General features: G+C 33.7%; 22 protein-coding genes. 20 read left to right on the top strand and 2 right to left on the bottom strand.

Features of this window, described 5'->3' with window-relative positions:
* Positions 1 to 142: 142 nt before the first annotated feature.
* Positions 143 to 463, bottom strand: a complete 321-nt coding sequence (locus LQ598_RS12850; RefSeq protein ID WP_239745654.1) for a GNAT family N-acetyltransferase — start codon at positions 461 to 463, stop codon at positions 143 to 145.
* A 111-nt stretch (positions 464 to 574) separates the two neighbouring features.
* Here LQ598_RS12850 and LQ598_RS12845 point away from each other — a divergent pair, with 111 nt between their 5' ends.
* From LQ598_RS12845 to rsmI, 9 genes are read left to right on the top strand one after another with little or no spacing between them, the layout of a single operon-like run.
* Entirely contained in the window at positions 575 to 1,918 is a 1,344-nt protein-coding gene (locus tag LQ598_RS12845) for an aminotransferase class I/II-fold pyridoxal phosphate-dependent enzyme (RefSeq protein WP_107557204.1), read from the top strand.
* Positions 1,919 to 2,539 carry a dTMP kinase gene (tmk, locus tag LQ598_RS12840; RefSeq protein WP_103322987.1) on the top strand — a complete coding sequence of 207 codons (621 nt, stop codon included), beginning with the start codon at positions 1,919 to 1,921 and terminating at the stop codon, positions 2,537 to 2,539. It begins immediately after the preceding gene.
* Positions 2,540 to 2,572: 33 nt separating this feature from the next.
* Positions 2,573 to 2,902, top strand: coding sequence for a cyclic-di-AMP receptor (locus tag LQ598_RS12835; protein WP_016911337.1), 330 nt, complete (start codon positions 2,573 to 2,575; stop codon positions 2,900 to 2,902).
* Positions 2,903 to 2,954: 52 nt separating this feature from the next.
* Entirely contained in the window at positions 2,955 to 3,881 is a 927-nt protein-coding gene (locus tag LQ598_RS12830; protein WP_107559249.1) for a DNA polymerase III subunit delta', read from the top strand.
* Between the two features lie 4 nt (positions 3,882 to 3,885).
* Positions 3,886 to 4,692 (top strand): PSP1 domain-containing protein, encoded by an 807-nt coding sequence (locus LQ598_RS12825; RefSeq protein WP_016911339.1) that lies wholly within the window; start codon positions 3,886 to 3,888, stop codon positions 4,690 to 4,692.
* A 14-nt stretch (positions 4,693 to 4,706) separates the two neighbouring features.
* Positions 4,707 to 5,042 (top strand): DNA replication initiation control protein YabA, encoded by a 336-nt coding sequence (gene yabA, locus LQ598_RS12820; RefSeq protein WP_016911340.1) that lies wholly within the window; start codon positions 4,707 to 4,709, stop codon positions 5,040 to 5,042.
* Between the two features lie 47 nt (positions 5,043 to 5,089).
* Positions 5,090 to 5,818, top strand: a complete 729-nt coding sequence (locus tag LQ598_RS12815; protein WP_107559248.1) for a tRNA1(Val) (adenine(37)-N6)-methyltransferase — start codon at positions 5,090 to 5,092, stop codon at positions 5,816 to 5,818.
* Complete coding sequence (locus tag LQ598_RS12810; protein ID WP_016911342.1) at positions 5,811 to 6,059, top strand: GIY-YIG nuclease family protein; 249 nt, start codon at positions 5,811 to 5,813, stop codon at positions 6,057 to 6,059. Before LQ598_RS12815 ends, LQ598_RS12810 begins: the two co-directional genes overlap by 8 nt.
* Position 6,060: 1 nt before the next feature.
* Entirely contained in the window at positions 6,061 to 6,903 is an 843-nt protein-coding gene (gene rsmI, locus LQ598_RS12805) for a 16S rRNA (cytidine(1402)-2'-O)-methyltransferase (protein ID WP_107559247.1), read from the top strand.
* 63 nt (positions 6,904 to 6,966) lie between these two features.
* Here rsmI and LQ598_RS12800 read toward each other — a convergent pair whose 3' ends face one another.
* On the bottom strand, positions 6,967 to 7,242 hold the full coding sequence (locus LQ598_RS12800; protein WP_016911344.1) for an AbrB/MazE/SpoVT family DNA-binding domain-containing protein: 276 nt from the start codon (positions 7,240 to 7,242) through the stop codon (positions 6,967 to 6,969).
* Positions 7,243 to 7,474: 232 nt separating this feature from the next.
* Between LQ598_RS12800 and metG the strand changes: the two genes are divergently transcribed.
* From metG to LQ598_RS12745, 11 genes are all read left to right on the top strand, one after another.
* The gene (gene metG / locus LQ598_RS12795) at positions 7,475 to 9,475 is read left to right on the top strand and encodes a methionine--tRNA ligase (protein ID WP_107559246.1); all 2,001 of its coding nucleotides are present in this window, start codon (positions 7,475 to 7,477) and stop codon (positions 9,473 to 9,475) included.
* A gap of 20 nt (positions 9,476 to 9,495) precedes the next feature.
* Positions 9,496 to 10,260: a TatD family hydrolase gene (locus LQ598_RS12790; RefSeq protein WP_103322991.1), complete on the top strand. Its 765-nt coding sequence runs from the start codon at positions 9,496 to 9,498 to the stop codon at positions 10,258 to 10,260.
* Between the two features lie 55 nt (positions 10,261 to 10,315).
* Complete coding sequence (gene rnmV / locus LQ598_RS12785; RefSeq protein ID WP_016911347.1) at positions 10,316 to 10,873, top strand: ribonuclease M5; 558 nt, start codon at positions 10,316 to 10,318, stop codon at positions 10,871 to 10,873.
* Complete coding sequence (gene rsmA, locus LQ598_RS12780; RefSeq protein ID WP_026023195.1) at positions 10,860 to 11,753, top strand: 16S rRNA (adenine(1518)-N(6)/adenine(1519)-N(6))-dimethyltransferase RsmA; 894 nt, start codon at positions 10,860 to 10,862, stop codon at positions 11,751 to 11,753. Before rnmV ends, rsmA begins: the two co-directional genes overlap by 14 nt.
* A gap of 99 nt (positions 11,754 to 11,852) precedes the next feature.
* Positions 11,853 to 12,116 (top strand): biofilm formation stimulator Veg, encoded by a 264-nt coding sequence (gene veg, locus LQ598_RS12775; protein WP_016911349.1) that lies wholly within the window; start codon positions 11,853 to 11,855, stop codon positions 12,114 to 12,116.
* 148 nt (positions 12,117 to 12,264) lie between these two features.
* Positions 12,265 to 13,113: a 4-(cytidine 5'-diphospho)-2-C-methyl-D-erythritol kinase gene (gene ispE / locus LQ598_RS12770; protein ID WP_107536642.1), complete on the top strand. Its 849-nt coding sequence runs from the start codon at positions 12,265 to 12,267 to the stop codon at positions 13,111 to 13,113.
* Positions 13,114 to 13,182: 69 nt separating this feature from the next.
* Entirely contained in the window at positions 13,183 to 14,007 is an 825-nt protein-coding gene (gene purR / locus LQ598_RS12765; protein WP_016911351.1) for a pur operon repressor, read from the top strand.
* 17 nt (positions 14,008 to 14,024) lie between these two features.
* Positions 14,025 to 14,399, top strand: coding sequence for a RidA family protein (locus LQ598_RS12760; RefSeq protein ID WP_016911352.1), 375 nt, complete (start codon positions 14,025 to 14,027; stop codon positions 14,397 to 14,399).
* Positions 14,400 to 14,456: 57 nt separating this feature from the next.
* A complete protein-coding gene (gene spoVG / locus LQ598_RS12755) occupies positions 14,457 to 14,816 on the top strand; it encodes a septation regulator SpoVG (protein ID WP_107557214.1) in 360 nt (119 codons plus the stop codon).
* 212 nt (positions 14,817 to 15,028) lie between these two features.
* On the top strand, positions 15,029 to 16,387 hold the full coding sequence (gene glmU, locus LQ598_RS12750; protein WP_107593019.1) for a bifunctional UDP-N-acetylglucosamine diphosphorylase/glucosamine-1-phosphate N-acetyltransferase GlmU: 1,359 nt from the start codon (positions 15,029 to 15,031) through the stop codon (positions 16,385 to 16,387).
* Positions 16,388 to 16,433: 46 nt separating this feature from the next.
* Positions 16,434 to 17,396: a ribose-phosphate diphosphokinase gene (locus LQ598_RS12745; protein WP_103322999.1), complete on the top strand. Its 963-nt coding sequence runs from the start codon at positions 16,434 to 16,436 to the stop codon at positions 17,394 to 17,396.
* Positions 17,397 to 17,440 lie beyond the last annotated feature (44 nt).

Below are 17,440 nucleotides of genomic sequence, written 5' to 3'. Positions count from 1 at the left end.
ACGTTCCGCGAGAGTAGGACGTTGCCGGGCAAATATTTATAAATGGATGCGATGAGCCGCACTCGAGACCTGTTAGGTCTCTTTTTTTTGTCATTTTTTAAGGTAATCTGTATCCAGTTCCAATGTTGCGGAAATTTAGTTTCTAATAAAATCCATTGTTTTCTGACAGTAATTCTATTCGGATTGCAGGATAAAGGTTTTGTAAGTAGTTAATGGATGCTTTTGCGTATCCTTTCTTTCTATGGTTTTTAGATATGATGATTTCTGTAATATACAGAGTCACATTTTGATCAGTTAAAAATCTTGTATATCCTACAATTTCTTGATTATCTTCTACAACAATTATATGAGAAGTCATAAGTAATTGACGAATTTTGTCGACAGAAAATGTTTGCCATCCTTCTTCATTCGCTATTTCATAAATTGTTTGTATATCATTGTCTGTGGCATTTCTAATAAACATTAGATTCACTCCTTTATGGTTTAAGTATAACTTATTAATAAAAATATAAAAATGACGACTAATGTAATCATTGATATAATAGTGAAGAATATAAAATAAGAGGTAATCGTTATGAATATAAATGAAAAGCTGAATTCACTACAAAAGAAGAAAGCAATTTCTCTTCATGTACCTGGTCATCATAATAATACGATAGGTTATTTAAATGAGTTGAATGTCGCTATGGATATGACTGAAATAACTGGATTAGATGATTTACACCAACCAGAAGAATGTATTCAAAAAAGCATGTCTCAACTAAACAGGTTTCCTCACTATAATGGGCAATATTTAGTAAATGGTACAACAGTCGGTATATTATCTGTGATATATGCTGTACAACACTTATCTGGTGAAATACTTATTCCTAGAAATGCGCACAAATCCATATATAATGCTTTGAATTTAACAAAGCAAGATGCTAGATGGATGCCGATGACTATTTCGGAAAAGACAGGACAGTATAACGGTGTGGATGCGTTATCTAGTGTGGATTTATCTAATATAAAGTTAGCTGTTTTTACTTATCCGAATTATTATGGAGAAACATTTGATATTGAAGAAAGTATTAAGTTATTAAAGGCTCATAATATTCCTATATTAGTAGATGAAGCGCATGGCGCACATTTTGGCGTCAGTTCATATTTCCCTAAATCATCAATAGTATATGGAGCAGATATTGTTGTGCAATCCTATCATAAGACATTGCCAGCTTTGACGATGGGATCGGTTATTTATATTAAAGAAAATTTAAACATAAAAACAGACATTCAAGACTATTTAAAAATGTTACAAACTTCAAGCCCATCATACTTAGTAATGGCAAGTCTTGAAAGTGCAGAAAATTTTTATAAAAACTATAATGATCAGTTTTTCAAAAGGAATAGAAAACGATTAATAGAGACTTTACAGCAAGTAGGATTCAAGGTAGGGAGTCTAGAAGACCCTCTTAAATTAATTGTATCTCACGAAAAGTTAACTGGATTTGAAGTTCAAAGTATATTTGAGGAATCAAATATCTTTGTTGAGTTATGCCACCAAAAATTCATTCTTCTCGTACTGCCATTGTGGCATCATTTGGATAGATTTCCTTTTGATGAATTAATCGAACGGATTAATAAATTTGAAATAGATGTTGAGCGTATCCATGTGCAAGAGGAACAATTTGAGTTACCTTGTCATTCAACTACATACAAATATATAGATATTGGAGATACTAGGAATATTGAATTATGTTCTTCAGTAGGGGAGATTTCTGCAGTAGATGTGGTTCCGTATCCACCTGGTGTGCCTGTCATATTAAAGGGAGAAATTATTAGCCAAGACATAGTGGATTCTCTTTTACAATGGCTTAATAGAGGTGGTAGAGTGGAAGGTATAAGAAATAAGCAAATTAAGGTAAAGGATGAACAATAAATGGGTCAGTTTATAACGTTTGAAGGGCCAGAAGGTTCTGGAAAAACAACAGTTATACATAAAGTTTTTGAAATGTTGAAACATGATTACGACATATTACTAACGCGAGAACCGGGTGGTATTAAAATAAGTGAAGCTATAAGAAATCTATTGTTAGACAGTGATGATGAAATGGATGAAAGAACTGAAGCTTTACTATTTGCTGCTGCAAGGAGACAACATTTAGTAGAGAAAATTTTACCGCAATTAAATAAAGGTGGTACTGTACTTTGTGATCGTTTTGTTGACAGTTCATTAAGCTATCAAGGTTATGCTCGTGAAATTGGGGTAAAAGAAGTTAAGGCAATTAATGAATTTGCTATTGAGAACCAATATCCTGATTTAACTTTGTATTTTGATGTGCCAGCTGAAGTTGGATTAAATAGAATTAAAGATAATCAGCGCGATGCTAATCGTCTCGATAAAGAGAAGATAGAATTTCATCATAAAGTGACTGATGGATACAAAAAATTGATTGCTGAGTATCCAGATAGAATTAAAGTTATTGATGCGACTCAACCATTGGAAAAGGTTATAGAAGAAGCATATTCTATGATAGTAAAATTTCTGAAACAAGTTTAAAATATGATATAATAAATAGAGAGGTGTTTAGTTATGAAAATGATAATAGCGATTGTCCAAGATCAAGATAGTCAAAACTTGTCAGAAGCACTTATAGAAAAGGATTTCAGGGCTACAAAACTTGCGACAACAGGCGGGTTTTTAAGAGCTGGAAATACAACATTTTTATGTGGTGTTAATGACGAACGTGTAGACGAATTATTACGTGTTATCGATGGAACTTGTGGTAATCGTGAACAGCTTGTTTCACCTATCACACCTATGGGCGGTAGTGCGGATTCTTATATTCCATATCCGGTAGAAGTAGAAGTGGGTGGCGCAACAGTATTCGTTATGCCAATTGAAAAATTCCATCAATTTTAAGAACTGATTAGCTGCCGTTAGTGCAGCTTTTTTATTGCAAGGAGCGTAAAATATGCAATTAACAAAAGAAATTGATCATTTAATAAGTGCTAAACAGTTATCTCATGCTTACTTATTTGAAGGAGATAACCTGTTTGAAATGAAGTCTACAGCTATGTATTTTGCTGAGCAGATATTATGTGATGCTGAACAAAATTGTGTTTCAAAAGTTCAGAGCTTTAATCATCCCGACTTCGTATATATACAATCAGATGAAACAACGATTAAGAAACAACAAATAGAAGAATTATTAAGAAAAATGAATCAAAAACCAATAGAAAGTCAATATAAAGTTTACATTATTGAAGCTTTTGATAAACTAACAGTACAGGGTGAAAATAGTATACTGAAATTTTTGGAAGAACCACCTCCAAATACGATAGCCCTGTTACTTACAACTAAGAAAGATCAAATATTGCCAACAATACACTCAAGATGCCAACTTGTTCATTTTAAACCAGCATCGAAAGAGAATTATATAGAAGAACTAAAACTGTCTGGTATTTCTTCGGCGATTGCACATACTTTAAGCTTTGTGACTTCTGATAAAGAAGAAGCTATTGTATTAACAGAAGAGCAGTCGTTTACACAACTAAGAAAATCAGTCACTAAATTAGCTGAATTAATGGTGAAAGATACGCAAATGGCCATGATATATTTGATCGAATGCACAAAAATTGCTAATACACGTCCTTTACAGCAATTGTATTTAAATAGTTTAAACGCTTATTTTCAAGATGTATTACATGCTAAAATACAGCTAGAGGTTATCAAAGCATATCCAGATTTAGAGGCAGAAATTACGGAAATAAGTAAGTATTTATCATTAAATGATATCTCGAAATATATACAAGTTATTACGGAAGCAAACCGCAAATTAGCACAAAATGTTAATGCTACGTTAGTATTAGAACAAATGGTTATAAATGGGAAGAGGTGATTAAATGTATGAAATAATAGGTGTTCAATTTCAAGAAGCTGGAAAGAAAGAATATTTCTCACCTAACGGGGAGCGTTTTAAAGAAAATGATTTAGTAGTAGTAGAGTCTAAGCGTGGTGTTGAACTTGGCCAAGTTAAACTGACGAATCGTCACGTCGGCAAAGATGATGTTGTCTTGCCACTTAAAGAAGTTATTCGACATGCTACAGAAGAAGATGTTCAGAAGTATCAGGATAACTTAAAAGACGCAGATGATGCATTGTCACTGTGTAAAGAGCTTGTGACAGAGCATGAATTAAATATGAGACTTGTAAACTGTGAATATACTTTAGATAAAAGCAAAGTCATTTTTAACTTTACTGCAGATGATCGAATAGATTTTAGAACTTTAGTTAAATCTTTAGCATATGAATTAAAAACACGTATCGAACTTAGACAAATAGGTGTAAGAGATGAAGCGAAATTATTAGGTGGAATTGGTCCATGTGGTCGTTCGCTTTGCTGCTCAACATTTTTAGGTGATTTCGAGCCAGTTTCTATTAAAATGGCTAAAGATCAAAACTTATCTTTAAATCCAACTAAAATATCAGGTGCTTGTGGCCGATTAATGTGTTGTTTAAAATATGAAAATGACTATTATGAAGATGTAAGAAATGAATTGCCTGACGTTGGAACAACTGTTGTTACGCCTGAAGGTGACGGCAAAGTTGTTGGGTTGAATATTTTAGATATTACAATGCAAGTTAAAGTAAAAGGTTTTGAACAACTTTTTGATTATAAACTTGATGAATTGCTTGAAGTCCATTCATAAGGGAGGATTATATTGTGAATAGGGACGAGTTGTTTGAAACAATTATGACGTTAGAAAGTGAACTAAAACAAATTAATGAGCATATGGAAAAGTTGAAAAACCAGGCAGTGGAATTAGTTGAAGATAATGTTGCGCTTCAAATGGAAAATGATAGCTTGAAGAGAGTGATTGAATCTAATGAAGCGCCTCAACAGAAAAAGGCGAACAAAAAAGTAAAACCACTTCAAAGTAGAGACAATTTCGCTATGTTATATCATGAAGGTTTTCACATATGTCGTGGAGAACTGTTTGGTAAACATAGACAAGGACAGGATTGTTTATTTTGTTTAGAAGTGCTGAATAGAGACTAAATGAATCAGGCATTTTATATGCCTGATTTTTTAAATGAGGTGTTTTAATGCTTAATACAGGAGAAAGACTCGATCAATTATTGAGAGAAAAATATGAAATTATTCAAAATGACGACGTGTTTTCATTTTCAACTGATGCATTGTTATTAGGTGAATTTACGAAAATACGTAACAAAGATAAGGTTATGGATTTATGTACTGGAAATGGTATTATTCCGTTACTATTAGCATATAAGTCACAATCAAACATTAAAGGCATAGAAATTCAAGAAGCATTAGTTGAAATGGCTCATAGAACAATACGTCATAATCACCTTGATGACCGAATTTCAATTGAGCTTATGGATTTGAAAAATGTATCGAACGTATATAAGCCTTCTACATTTGATGTCGTAACCGTTAACCCTCCGTATTTTAAAGAAAATCAGCAAATGCAACATCAAAAAGAAGCGCATAAAATTGCTAGGCATGAAATATTATGTACACTAGAGGATGTCGTAAAAGCGAGCAAACATTTATTAAAGCAAGGTGGTAAATTAGTGATGGTCCATAGAGCGGAAAGACTGATGGATGTCTTAAGTGCTTTTAGACAGTATAGTATTGAACCTAAAAGATTGAAAATGGTATACAGTACCCCTAATAAGCCAGAAGCTGTTACGATATTAGTCGAAGGGCGAAGTGGTGGACAAGCAGGCTTGAAAGTTGAACAACCATTTTATATTTATGATGCAAATGGTGAATATTCACAAGAAATGAAGGCTGTCTATTATGGATAAACATTATACATATATATTAGAATGTAAAGATCATACACTATATACTGGATATACAACAGATTTAGAAAGAAGATTGAAAGTTCATAATGACGGAAAAGGTGCTAAATATACAAAGATTAGACGTCCTGTTAAACTTGTATATCATGAGACTTTTGATAATAAGTCAGAGGCATTAAAGAGAGAATATGCGCTTAAACAATTAAGTAGAAAACAAAAACTAGCACTTATAAAGGAGGGGTAATATGTCTATACTATATTTAGTCGGAACCCCAATCGGAAATTTAGAAGATATCACATATCGTGCAGTGCGGACTTTAATAGAAGCGGATTATATTTTTTGTGAAGATACACGTGTAACAGCTAAACTGTGTCAACATTATCAAATTCAGACGCCTTTAAAGTCGTATCATGAACATAATAAAGATAAATCTTCAGAACAAATTTTGAAGTTGTTGGAAGAAGGCAAACAAGTTGCGCTAGTTTCTGATGCTGGGTGTCCTTGTATTAGTGATCCAGGATATGAACTTGTTAATCAAGCGAGAGAAAATGATTATCGTGTTGAAACAATTCCTGGACCAAATGCTGCAATAACAGCATTGATGACGAGTGGCTTGCCTTCATATAAATTTGTGTTTTTAGGATTTTTACCAAGACATGCAAAAGAAAAAAATGAAGTGCTTCAAAAATGGATGGGTAGAGAGTCGACATCTATGATTTATGAATCGCCATATAGAATTAAACAAACTGTGCGAGCCATTGCTGAAATCGACCCTGAAAGAAAAGTAGCAATAGGTAGAGAACTTACTAAAAAGTTTGAACAAGTTGAAACAAATCAAATAGAAATTATTGAGCAGATGTTAGAAGATGCGACCATTCCACAAAAAGGTGAATTTGTTATCTTAATCGAAGGTGTAGATGAAGCCAGTCAAGAGATACATTGGTGGGAAGGTATAGATTTAAATCAACATGTCGAAACTTATATAAATGAACACGATATGAGCTCTAAAGATGCAATAAAGCAAGTAGCACTTGATAGAAAAATGAAAAAAAGAGATGTTTATGAATCGTACCATGTACAAGAATAATTAAAAAGGAAAATTCAAAGTACTTTATGCACTTTGAATTTTCCTTTTTTTATGTTTCATTTATTATTTTGATTTATTTTCAATCTCATTCATTAATTGCTGAGCGCCTTCTTTACTTAAGACAATTTTACCATCAGCTAATACAAAGTTCTCTTCTGAAACATCACCAGTAACTTGACATGTCATGTTTGGTGAGTATTTTTTTAAGATTATTTTGTCATTGTCAGTGTATATCTCTAAAGCATCTTTTTCAGCGATGTCTAATATGCGTCGTAACTCGATAGGAATTACTACACGGCCTAGTTCATCTACTTTACGCACAATTCCAGTTGATTTCATTTCTTTACCTCCGTTTAATAAATCCATAATTATCTAATTCGACATTCGTTCGACAATTATATAAATAGTATACTAATATGAATTCAAGAAAATGTCAATAAAACAATATATTGCATACGGTTAATTTTTGAAATAAAAACAATTTGTAAGTACTTTACCATAATAGGGCAATATTGAAAAAATGCTTAATTTTCGGTATATTATATAGATAAGATATTAGGAGGAAACGCCGATGACGAAAGAGACTTTTTACATTACGACACCGATTTATTATCCGAGCGGGAATTTACACATAGGTCATGCGTATACAACGGTTGCTGGTGATGTAATTGCTAGATATAAACGGTTGCAAGGATATGATGTTCATTATTTAACAGGTACAGATGAACATGGACAAAAAATACAAGAAAAAGCTAAAGAAGCGGGCTTATCTGAAATAGAATATTTAAATGGGATTATAGAGAGTATCCAATCTTTATGGAAAAAATTAGATATTTCAAATGATGATTTTATTCGTACTACTGAAAAAAGACATAAGCAAGTTGTCGAAAAAGTCTTTGAAAGATTATTAGCTCAAGGCGACATTTACTTAGGAGAGTACGAAGGTTGGTATTCTATACCTGATGAAACTTATTATACGGAAACTCAACTTGTCGATCCAGTTTATGAAGATGGAAAAATTGTCGGTGGTAAGAGTCCTGACTCAGGTCACGAAGTAGAACTTGTTAAAGAGGAAAGTTATTTCTTTAAATTGGATAATTATGCTGATAGATTATTGAAATTCTTTGATGAAAATCCAGATTTCATTTTGCCGATTTCTCGTAAAAATGAAATGATCAACAATTTCATTAAACCTGGTCTTGAAGATTTAGCTATTTCTAGAACTACTTTTGATTGGGGAATCAAAGTACCATCTAATCCTAAACACGTTGTATACGTGTGGATTGACGCGCTTGTAAACTATATTTCAGCGCTTGGTTACTTATCAGATGATGACGAATTATTTAAAAAGTATTGGCCAGCTGATGTACACTTAATGGCTAAGGAAATCGTTCGTTTCCACTCAATTATTTGGCCTATTTTATTAATGGCGTTAGACTTACCGCTACCAAAACGTGAATTTGCACATGGTTGGATATTAATGAAAGACGGAAAAATGAGTAAGTCTAAAGGTAACGTTGTGGACCCTAATGTATTAATTGATAAATATGGGTTAGATGCGACAAGATATTACTTAATGAGAGAGTTACCATTCGGTGCAGATGGCGTATTCACACCTGAAGCATTCGTTGAAAGAACAAATTATGATTTAGCAAATGATTTAGGTAACTTAGTTAACCGAACAATTGCAATGGTTAACAAATACTTTAACGGTGTCCTTCCTAAATATAAAGGTAAACTACATCCAATTGATGAAGAAATGGAACAAATGGCGTTAGATACAAAAGATAAATTCTATTCAGCTATGGAAAACATGCAATTTTCAGTTGCTTTAGCAGAGATATGGAAATTAATTAGTCGTACAAACAAATATATAGATGAAACGACACCATGGGTACTTGCTAAAGATGAAAACGAACGTGAAATGTTAGAAAATGTAATGATTCATTTAGTTGAGAATATTAGATTTGCTGCTGTATTATTACGTCCATTCTTAACACATGCACCATATGAAATTTTCCGCCAATTAAACTTGGCAAAAGGTAAGCTTGATACATTTGAAAGTATTGAAGCTTACGGTGCAATCGATCAAGAAATTAAAGTAATTGATAAACCAGAACCAATCTTCCCAAGATTAGATGTTGAACAAGAAGTTGCTTTCATTAAAGACTCTATGCACGGTGGTACGCTACCTGAGGCAGAAGAAGAGACTGCAAAAGCATCTGAAGAGGAAGAAGTGAAATCTAAAGCAGAAATCACAATCGATCAATTTGATAAAGTGGAAATAAAAGCAGCAACTGTAATAGGCGCTGATTACGTTAAGAAATCAGACAAATTGTTGAAAATCAAAGTGGATTTAGGCTTTGAAAAGAGACAAATTGTTTCAGGCATTGCTGAATTTTATAAACCTGAAGATATCGTTGGTAAAAAAGTTGCGGTTGTAACCAACTTAAAACCTGTAAAATTACGTGGTGAGTTATCAGAAGGTATGATTTTATCAGCTGAAAAAGATGGCACACTAACATTAATAAGCTTGCCAAATGCGATACAAAACGGATCTATCATTAAGTAATAATTGGAAGGAAGATTCGAATGCTAATAGATACACATGTCCATTTAAATGCTGATCAATATGATGAGGATTTACAAGAAGTTATAGACAGAGCATTAGAAGAAGGAATCGACAGAATGTTCGTTGTTGGATTTGATACAAAAACAATCGAAAGAACAATGAAGTTAATCGACGAATATGAGTTCATATATGGAATTATTGGTTGGCATCCTGTCGATGCGATCGACTGCACTGAAGAACGTTTAGAGTGGATTGAAAAGCTATCTAAGCACCCTAAAATAATCGGCATAGGTGAAATGGGACTAGACTATCACTGGGACAAATCACCTAAAGATGTCCAAAAAGAAGTGTTTAGGAAGCAAATAGCGTTAGCTAAACGAGTTCAACTGCCGATCATTATTCATAATAGAGAAGCTACACAAGATTGTGTGGATATTTTGAAAGAAGAAAATGCAAGTGAAATAGGCGGTATCATGCATAGTTTCAGTGGTTCGAATGAAATAGCTGATGAAATACTAAAAATGAATTTTTATATTTCATTAGGAGGACCAGTTACTTTTAAAAATGCTAAACAACCTAAAGAAGTAGCACAACACGTACCTTTAGATAGATTGCTAGTTGAAACGGATGCACCATATTTATCACCGCATCCTTATAGAGGAAAAAGAAATGAGCCTGCGCGTGTTAAACTTGTTGCTGAACAAATTGCCGAATTAAGAGGCATCTCATATGAAGAAGTATGTGAAGCAACTACACAAAATGCAGAAAGACTATTTAAATTATAAAATTAGATGCCCCAAAACTGTGGTTTTGGGGCATCTTTAAAAGAAGGAAGATATCATGAAGATAAATGAATTTGTTGTGGTAGAAGGTCGTGATGATACAGTTAATGTTAAACGTGCTGTAGATTGCGATACGATTGAAACGAATGGATCGGCAATATCGAAAGAAACACTTGAAGTAATAAAACAAGCTCATGAAAAACGTGGTGTCATTGTATTAACGGATCCTGACTTCCCGGGTGATAAAATTAGAAATACGATTAAGCAATATATCCCAAGTGTTAAACACGCATTTATTCCACGGGAAAAAGCTAAAAACAAAAGAGGGAAAATTGGTGTTGAACATGCATCTGTAGACACAGTTAAAAATGCACTTATGAATGTCAGCTCTCCATTGGAAGCAAACATTGAAACGATTGATAAAGCAGTCTTAATTGATTTAGGGTTAATAATAGGTCCTGATTCCCGAAGAAAAAGAGAAATACTGTGTAGCAAATTAAATATTGGCCATTCAAATGGTAAACAATTGCTAAACAAATTAAATGCCTTCGGTTATACTGAAAAAGATGTAAAAGAAGCGCTTGGATATAAAAAGGAGGGACATCATGAACGATAAAGATATAGCAACACCTAAACGTACAAAGGCATTGCTCGACCAATATGGCTTTAAATTCAAAAAGAGCTTAGGTCAGAATTTTCTAATTGATACGAATATCATACAAAAAATCATTTCAGCTAGTGATATTGATGAAAATACAGGTGTAATCGAAGTAGGTCCTGGTATGGGGTCTCTTACAGAACAATTAGCGAGATCTGCAAAAAAAGTATTGGCTTTTGAAATCGACCAAAGACTGATACCTGTTTTGGAAGATACATTAAGTCCATATAATAACGTAACAATCGTAAATGAAGATATACTTAAAGCGAACGTTAAGGAAGAAATAGACAAGCATTTACAAGATTGCGATAAAATCATGTTGGTAGCAAACTTACCTTATTATATTACTACGCCTATACTCATGAATTTACTAGAAAATCATTTACCAATCGATGGTTACGTTGTGATGATGCAAAAAGAAGTGGGAGAACGTTTAAATGCCCAAGTAGGTAGTAAAAGTTATGGGTCGCTATCTATTGCTTGTCAGTATTACACTGAAACTGAGCGCGTTTTAGTGGTCCCTAAGACGGTCTTCATGCCACCACCTAATGTCGATTCAATAGTAATCAAATTGACTACACGCAAGGAACCTATTGTTGAGGTGGAAGATGAAAAATTGTTATTCACGCTTTCAAAAGGTGGATTTGCACAACGAAGAAAAACAATTTTGAACAATTATATTAGTACAATCAAAGAAGGCAAGGCGCATAAAGAAGAAATTGTTGAGTGGTTAAACGATTCAAACATAGACCCTAAGCGACGCGGAGAAACGTTAACAATACAAGAATATGCACATCTTTGCAACAATTTGAAAAAATACCCTAATTTATCTGTGTAAATATATTGACAATACTTTCCCTAATTGATAAAATTTAAGATTATTTGACAAAACCTTGCTTTCGTAGTATAATTTTATTTATAGCGAGGTGAGGGCAATATGCCGAAGACTTTAGTAGACATCAAAAAAATATTGGATTGTCAATTAGGAAATCGTATTGTACTTAAAGCTAATGGAGGACGTAAGAAGTTAATTGAGCGAAGTGGTGTGCTTAAGGAAACGTATCCATCAGTTTTCGTGGTCGAATTAGATCAAGAGAAACATAATTTTGAGCGTGTATCTTATACATACACTGATGTATTAACTGAGAATGTCCAAGTAACTTTTATGAACGAACTTAAAGAAGAATTTATAGTTCAATAATTTAAAGGTATGTAATAAAAAACTCTACGCGATATGACTGTGATATGGCGTAGGGTTTTTTATTATGCAAAAAATAGCTTAAAGCTAATACTTTCTAACTTTTATTTATGGTAAAATCATAATAATAAGTTTTAGAGAGGGCAAGTATATGATTTATGAGACTGCACCAGCAAAAATTAATTTAACGCTAGATACATTGTACAAACGTGATGATGGTTATCATGAAGTAGAGATGATCATGACGACTGTCGATTTAAACGACCGATTAACTTTCGAAAGTAGAGATGACGGTGAAATCATAATCGATGTTGAACATAATTTCGTTCCAAGCGATCATAGAAATTTAGCATATAAAGCAGCGAAATTGATGCAAGATAAATACAATATTAAAAAGGGTGTAAAGATTTCATTAGAAAAAAGTATACCCATTTCTGCTGGATTAGCAGGTGGTTCAAGCGATGCAGCTGCAACATTCAGAGGCCTAAATGAGCTCTGGGAGATTAATGAGTCACTAGAAGTTCTAAGTGAATTGGCAGCAGAAATTGGATCGGACATAGCTTTTTGTATTTATGGTAAGACCGCATTATGCCAAGGAAGAGGTGAGCAAATCACTCATCTTCCGAAACCGCCTTCAGCATGGGTTGTGATTGCTAAACCAGATATCGGTGTTTCAACACCAGAAATATATGGTGCATTAGATTTGAATGAGAAAGTTGAAGTGCGTACGCAAGACTGCCTAGATGCGATAGAAAATAATAACTATGAATTGCTGTGCCAATCTCTTGGCAATAGCCTTGAAAAAGTCACAATGAAGTTGTATCCAGAAGTAGAGAAATTAAAGAATACAATGAAAAACAGTGGAGTTGATGCTGCACTGATGAGTGGAAGCGGACCAACTATATATGGGTTTGTACAAAAGGAAAGACAAGCTAAGCAAGTATACAACGCTTTAATGGGTTGTTGTCATGATGTGTATATTGCACGTCTTCTTGGGTGATTTTGTAGAACGCTTATAGTTATAGTATAATTATGCTTAAAATACGTAGTAGAGATTGGAGTTTTATAAATGCGTTTTAAACGAAGTGAACGAATCGTTTATATGACACAATATTTATTGAAACATCCGAATGAATTAGTGCCGTTGACTTATTTTGTTAATCATTTTGGTCAGGCTAAGTCATCTATTAGTGAAGACATACAAATTATCAAAGAAACGTTTAATGCTGAAAGACTTGGCATTATCGAAACAACTGCAGGAGCAAGTGGCGGTGTTACTTATCGGCCTAAAATGTACGTTGAAGAAGCGCGTGAACTGATAGCAAGATTGTGTGAGTTGCTAAAAGAGAAAGAAAGGCTATTGCCAGGCGGCTATTTATTCATGTCAGATTTAGTAGGTAATCCTAAGCTGTTGAATCAAGTTGGAGAATTGATAGCTACAATGTACATGGATGAAGAACTTGATGCGGTAGTTACAATAGCGACTAAAGGGATTTCTTTAGCTAACGCAGTCGCAAAAGTGCTTAATTTGCCAGTTGTTGTCATAAGAAAAGATAATAAAGTGACTGAAGGGTCAACAGTGTCAATTAACTATGTTTCAGGTTCATCGAGGAAAATTGAAACAATGGTTTTATCTAAAAGAACATTAGATGAATATTCGAATGTATTAATCGTCGATGACTTCATGAGAGCAGGCGGCTCTATAAATGGCGTAATCAATTTGATGAATGAGTTTAAAGCTACAGTAAAAGGGGTATCAGTACTTGTAGAATCAAAAGAAGTTAAACATCGATTGATTGAAGATTATACATCTTTAGTGAGATTATCTGACGTAGACGAATACAATCAACAATTTTCAGTAGAAGAAGGCAACTGTTTAAAAAGATTTAATTAAAAGGAGAGGTATTCAACATGAAAAGTATTAACTCAGCAAACGCTCCAGAAGCATTAGGACCATATTGCCATGCAGTAGTAGTAGATAATTTAGTATTTACTTCAGGTCAAATACCATTGAATCAGCAAGGTGAAATCGTATCAGATGATGTTAAAGCACAAACTAAACAAGTACTTGAGAATTTAAAAACAGTACTTGAAGAGAGTGGCGCGACGTTAGATAGTGTCGTTAAATCATTAATCTTTATAAAAGATATGAATGATTTCCAAGACATCAACTCAGTATACGGAGAATATTTTGATGAGCATTTGCCTGCTAGAAGTTGTGTGGAAGTAGCACGTTTACCTAAAGATGTAAAAGTTGAGATTGAAATGATCGCTAAAATAAAATAACTAACTTCAATTAATATGATGCTGCTTTAAATAGACGAAACAGGGGGCACAGAAATCATGAAGGTAACAGATGTGAGATTAAGAAAAATTCAAACAGATGGAAGAATGAAGGCATTAGTTTCAATTACATTAGACGATGCCTTTGTCATTCACGATTTAAGAGTGATTGAGGGAAATTCAGGGCTATTTGTTGCTATGCCAAGTAAACGTACGCCTGATGGGGAGTTTAGAGATATTGCGCATCCTATTAACTCTGAAATGAGACAAGAAATACAAGAAGCGGTTATGAAAGTTTATGATGAAACTGATGAAGTAATCATTCCTAAATCTGCTCAAGAAGCGTCTAAATCAGAGAATGAAGAAAATGAAAATGAAAATGAAGATAAAAACGAAAACGAAGACGAAAAAGAAGTATAACCAATCAAAACGATACAATTTCGTTGGATTTTATTTAACTGTCGACAAAGCCTCGAAACTTTGCGACAGTTTTTTTATGTGATTTTCTATAATATTGTAATAAGAAGTGTTATTTACACCAAATTAATTCATATAAAAATAACTCTTCCTTGATAGTCATATGTAGATTAAATTATAATAGACTAAAGTGTGTATAAATGGAGGTATTTGCAATGCAAAAATATGCAGTCGTATTAGCTGCTGGTAAAGGGACAAGAATGAAATCTAAACTTTACAAAGTTTTACATCCAGTGGCTGGCGAAGCTATGGTTCAACATGTTATTGATAGTGTCAAAAACGCTGGTGTAGAAACGGTTGTTACAGTTGTTGGACATGGAGCAGAAAAAGTTAAAGAAACGATCGGTCATGCATCTCAGTTTGTACATCAAGAAGAACAATTAGGAACGGCTCATGCAGTTAAGACTGCTAAAGATATATTAGGAAATAAAAAAGGAACGACAATTGTAGTGTGTGGTGACACACCATTAATCAGTGATGAAACAATTCATGCACTTTTAACATTTCATGAATCTGAAAATGCTGTCGCTACTGTACTATCTGCAAAGGTAAACGATCCATTCGGTTATGGCAGAATTATTCGTGGTAATGATGGTCAGGTTTCAGGCATTGTTGAACAAAAAGATGCTACTGCAGAACAAGCTGAAGTAAATGAAATTAGTTCTGGAATTTTTGCATTTGATAATCAAAAATTATTTGAAACTTTAGAAAAAGTAAATAATGACAATTCACAAGGTGAATATTATTTACCAGATGTTATTCGCATTTTAAAAGAAGAAGATGAAAAAGTATCAGCTTATATTACAGATGATGTAGATGGTATTATGGGTGTGAACGACAGAGTACAATTAGCAAAAGCTGAACAAAAGATGAAAGAAAGAATAAATTTACAACATATGATAAATGGTGTGACAATTGTTGATCCGGCTACGACTTATATAGGTAAACATGTTGTAATTGGTGAGGACACTGTTATTGAACCAGGTACAAGCATTAATGGTAAAACAATTATAGGAAAAAATGTTACGATAGGAATGAATTCTGACATCAAAAATAGTACAATTAAAGATGATGCTACAATTAAACAATCTGTTATAACAGATTCGGTTGTAGGTGAATTTTCTACAGTTGGACCTTTTGCACAATTAAGACCAGGTTCCGAGCTAGGTAAAGAGACGAAAATTGGTAACTTCGTAGAGACTAAGAAAGCAGTCTTGAAAGACGGCGCCAAAGTTTCTCACTTAAGCTATATTGGTGATGCAGAAGTAGGTGCAAGAACAAATATTGGCTGTGGTTCAATAACTGTTAATTATGACGGGGTTAATAAATTCCGTACGATTATAGGAGATGATGCGTTTATTGGATGTAATTCAAATCTAGTTGCACCAGTAGAAGTGGGAGATGGAGCATTCATAGCAGCAGGTTCAACAATTACAGATGATGTACCTGATGAAAGTTTGGCACTAGGTCGTGCTAGACAAACTACAAAAGAAGGATACTATAAAACGAAATAAAAGGAGCCGTCAAAACATGAGTCAAAATGATATCGGAGGTACAGAAATGTTGAATACTGAATATAAGAACTCTTCATTAAAAATATTTTCACTTGAAGGTAATCAGCCTTTAGCACAAGAGGTTGCAAATTTAGTAGGAATTCCACTAGGAAAATCTACTGTTAAAAGGTTTGCTGATGGTGAGGTTCAAATCAATATTGAAGAAAGTATCCGTGGTTGTGATGTATTTATAATTCAACCAACATCAAATCCAGTAAATGAACACTTGATGGAATTATTAATTATGATTGATGCTTGTAAACGTGCATCAGCTGCAAACATTAATATCGTAATGCCTTATTATGGCTATGCTAGACAAGACCGCAAAGCAAGAAGCCGTGAACCAATCACAGCGAAACTTGTGGCAAACATTATTGAAAAAGCGGGTGCTAGCAGAATGATTGCACTTGATTTACATGCTCCTCAAATTCAAGGGTTCTTTGATATACCGATTGATCATTTAATGGGCGTACCAATCTTATCTAACTACTTCTTTGAAAAAGGTTTAGACCCTGAAACAACAGTAGTTGTATCACCTGATCATGGTGGGGTAACAAGAGCTCGTAAAATGGCAGACCGTCTAAAAACACCTATAGCAATTATTGACAAACGTCGTCCAAAACCTAATGTCGCAGAAGTGATGAATATCGTCGGAGATATTGATGGTAAGACTGCTATCATTATCGATGATATTATTGATACAGCTGGAACGATTACATTAGCGGCTGATGCACTTATTAAAAAAGGTGCAAAAGAAGTATATGCTTGTTGTACGCATCCTGTATTATCAGGACCGGCAAAAGAACGTATTGAAAATTCTCAAATTAAAGAATTAGTAGTTACAAACTCTATACAATTACCAGAAGATAGAAAACCATCTAATGTTAAAGAATTATCAGTAGCAGAATTATTAGCGCAAGCGATTGTTCGTGTATATGAACAAGAATCTGTTAGTGTGCTATTTGATTAATTTTTAATAATCGTGTATAATAACAAACGGTTCATTTTAATGGA

The sequence above is a fragment of the Mammaliicoccus sp. F-M27 genome (assembly GCF_022387115.1).
GTDB classification, from domain to species: Bacteria; Bacillota; Bacilli; order Staphylococcales; family Staphylococcaceae; genus Mammaliicoccus; species Mammaliicoccus vitulinus.
Note: the sequence above shows the minus strand (reverse complement) of the source record. Positions and strands in the feature narration are given on the sequence as shown.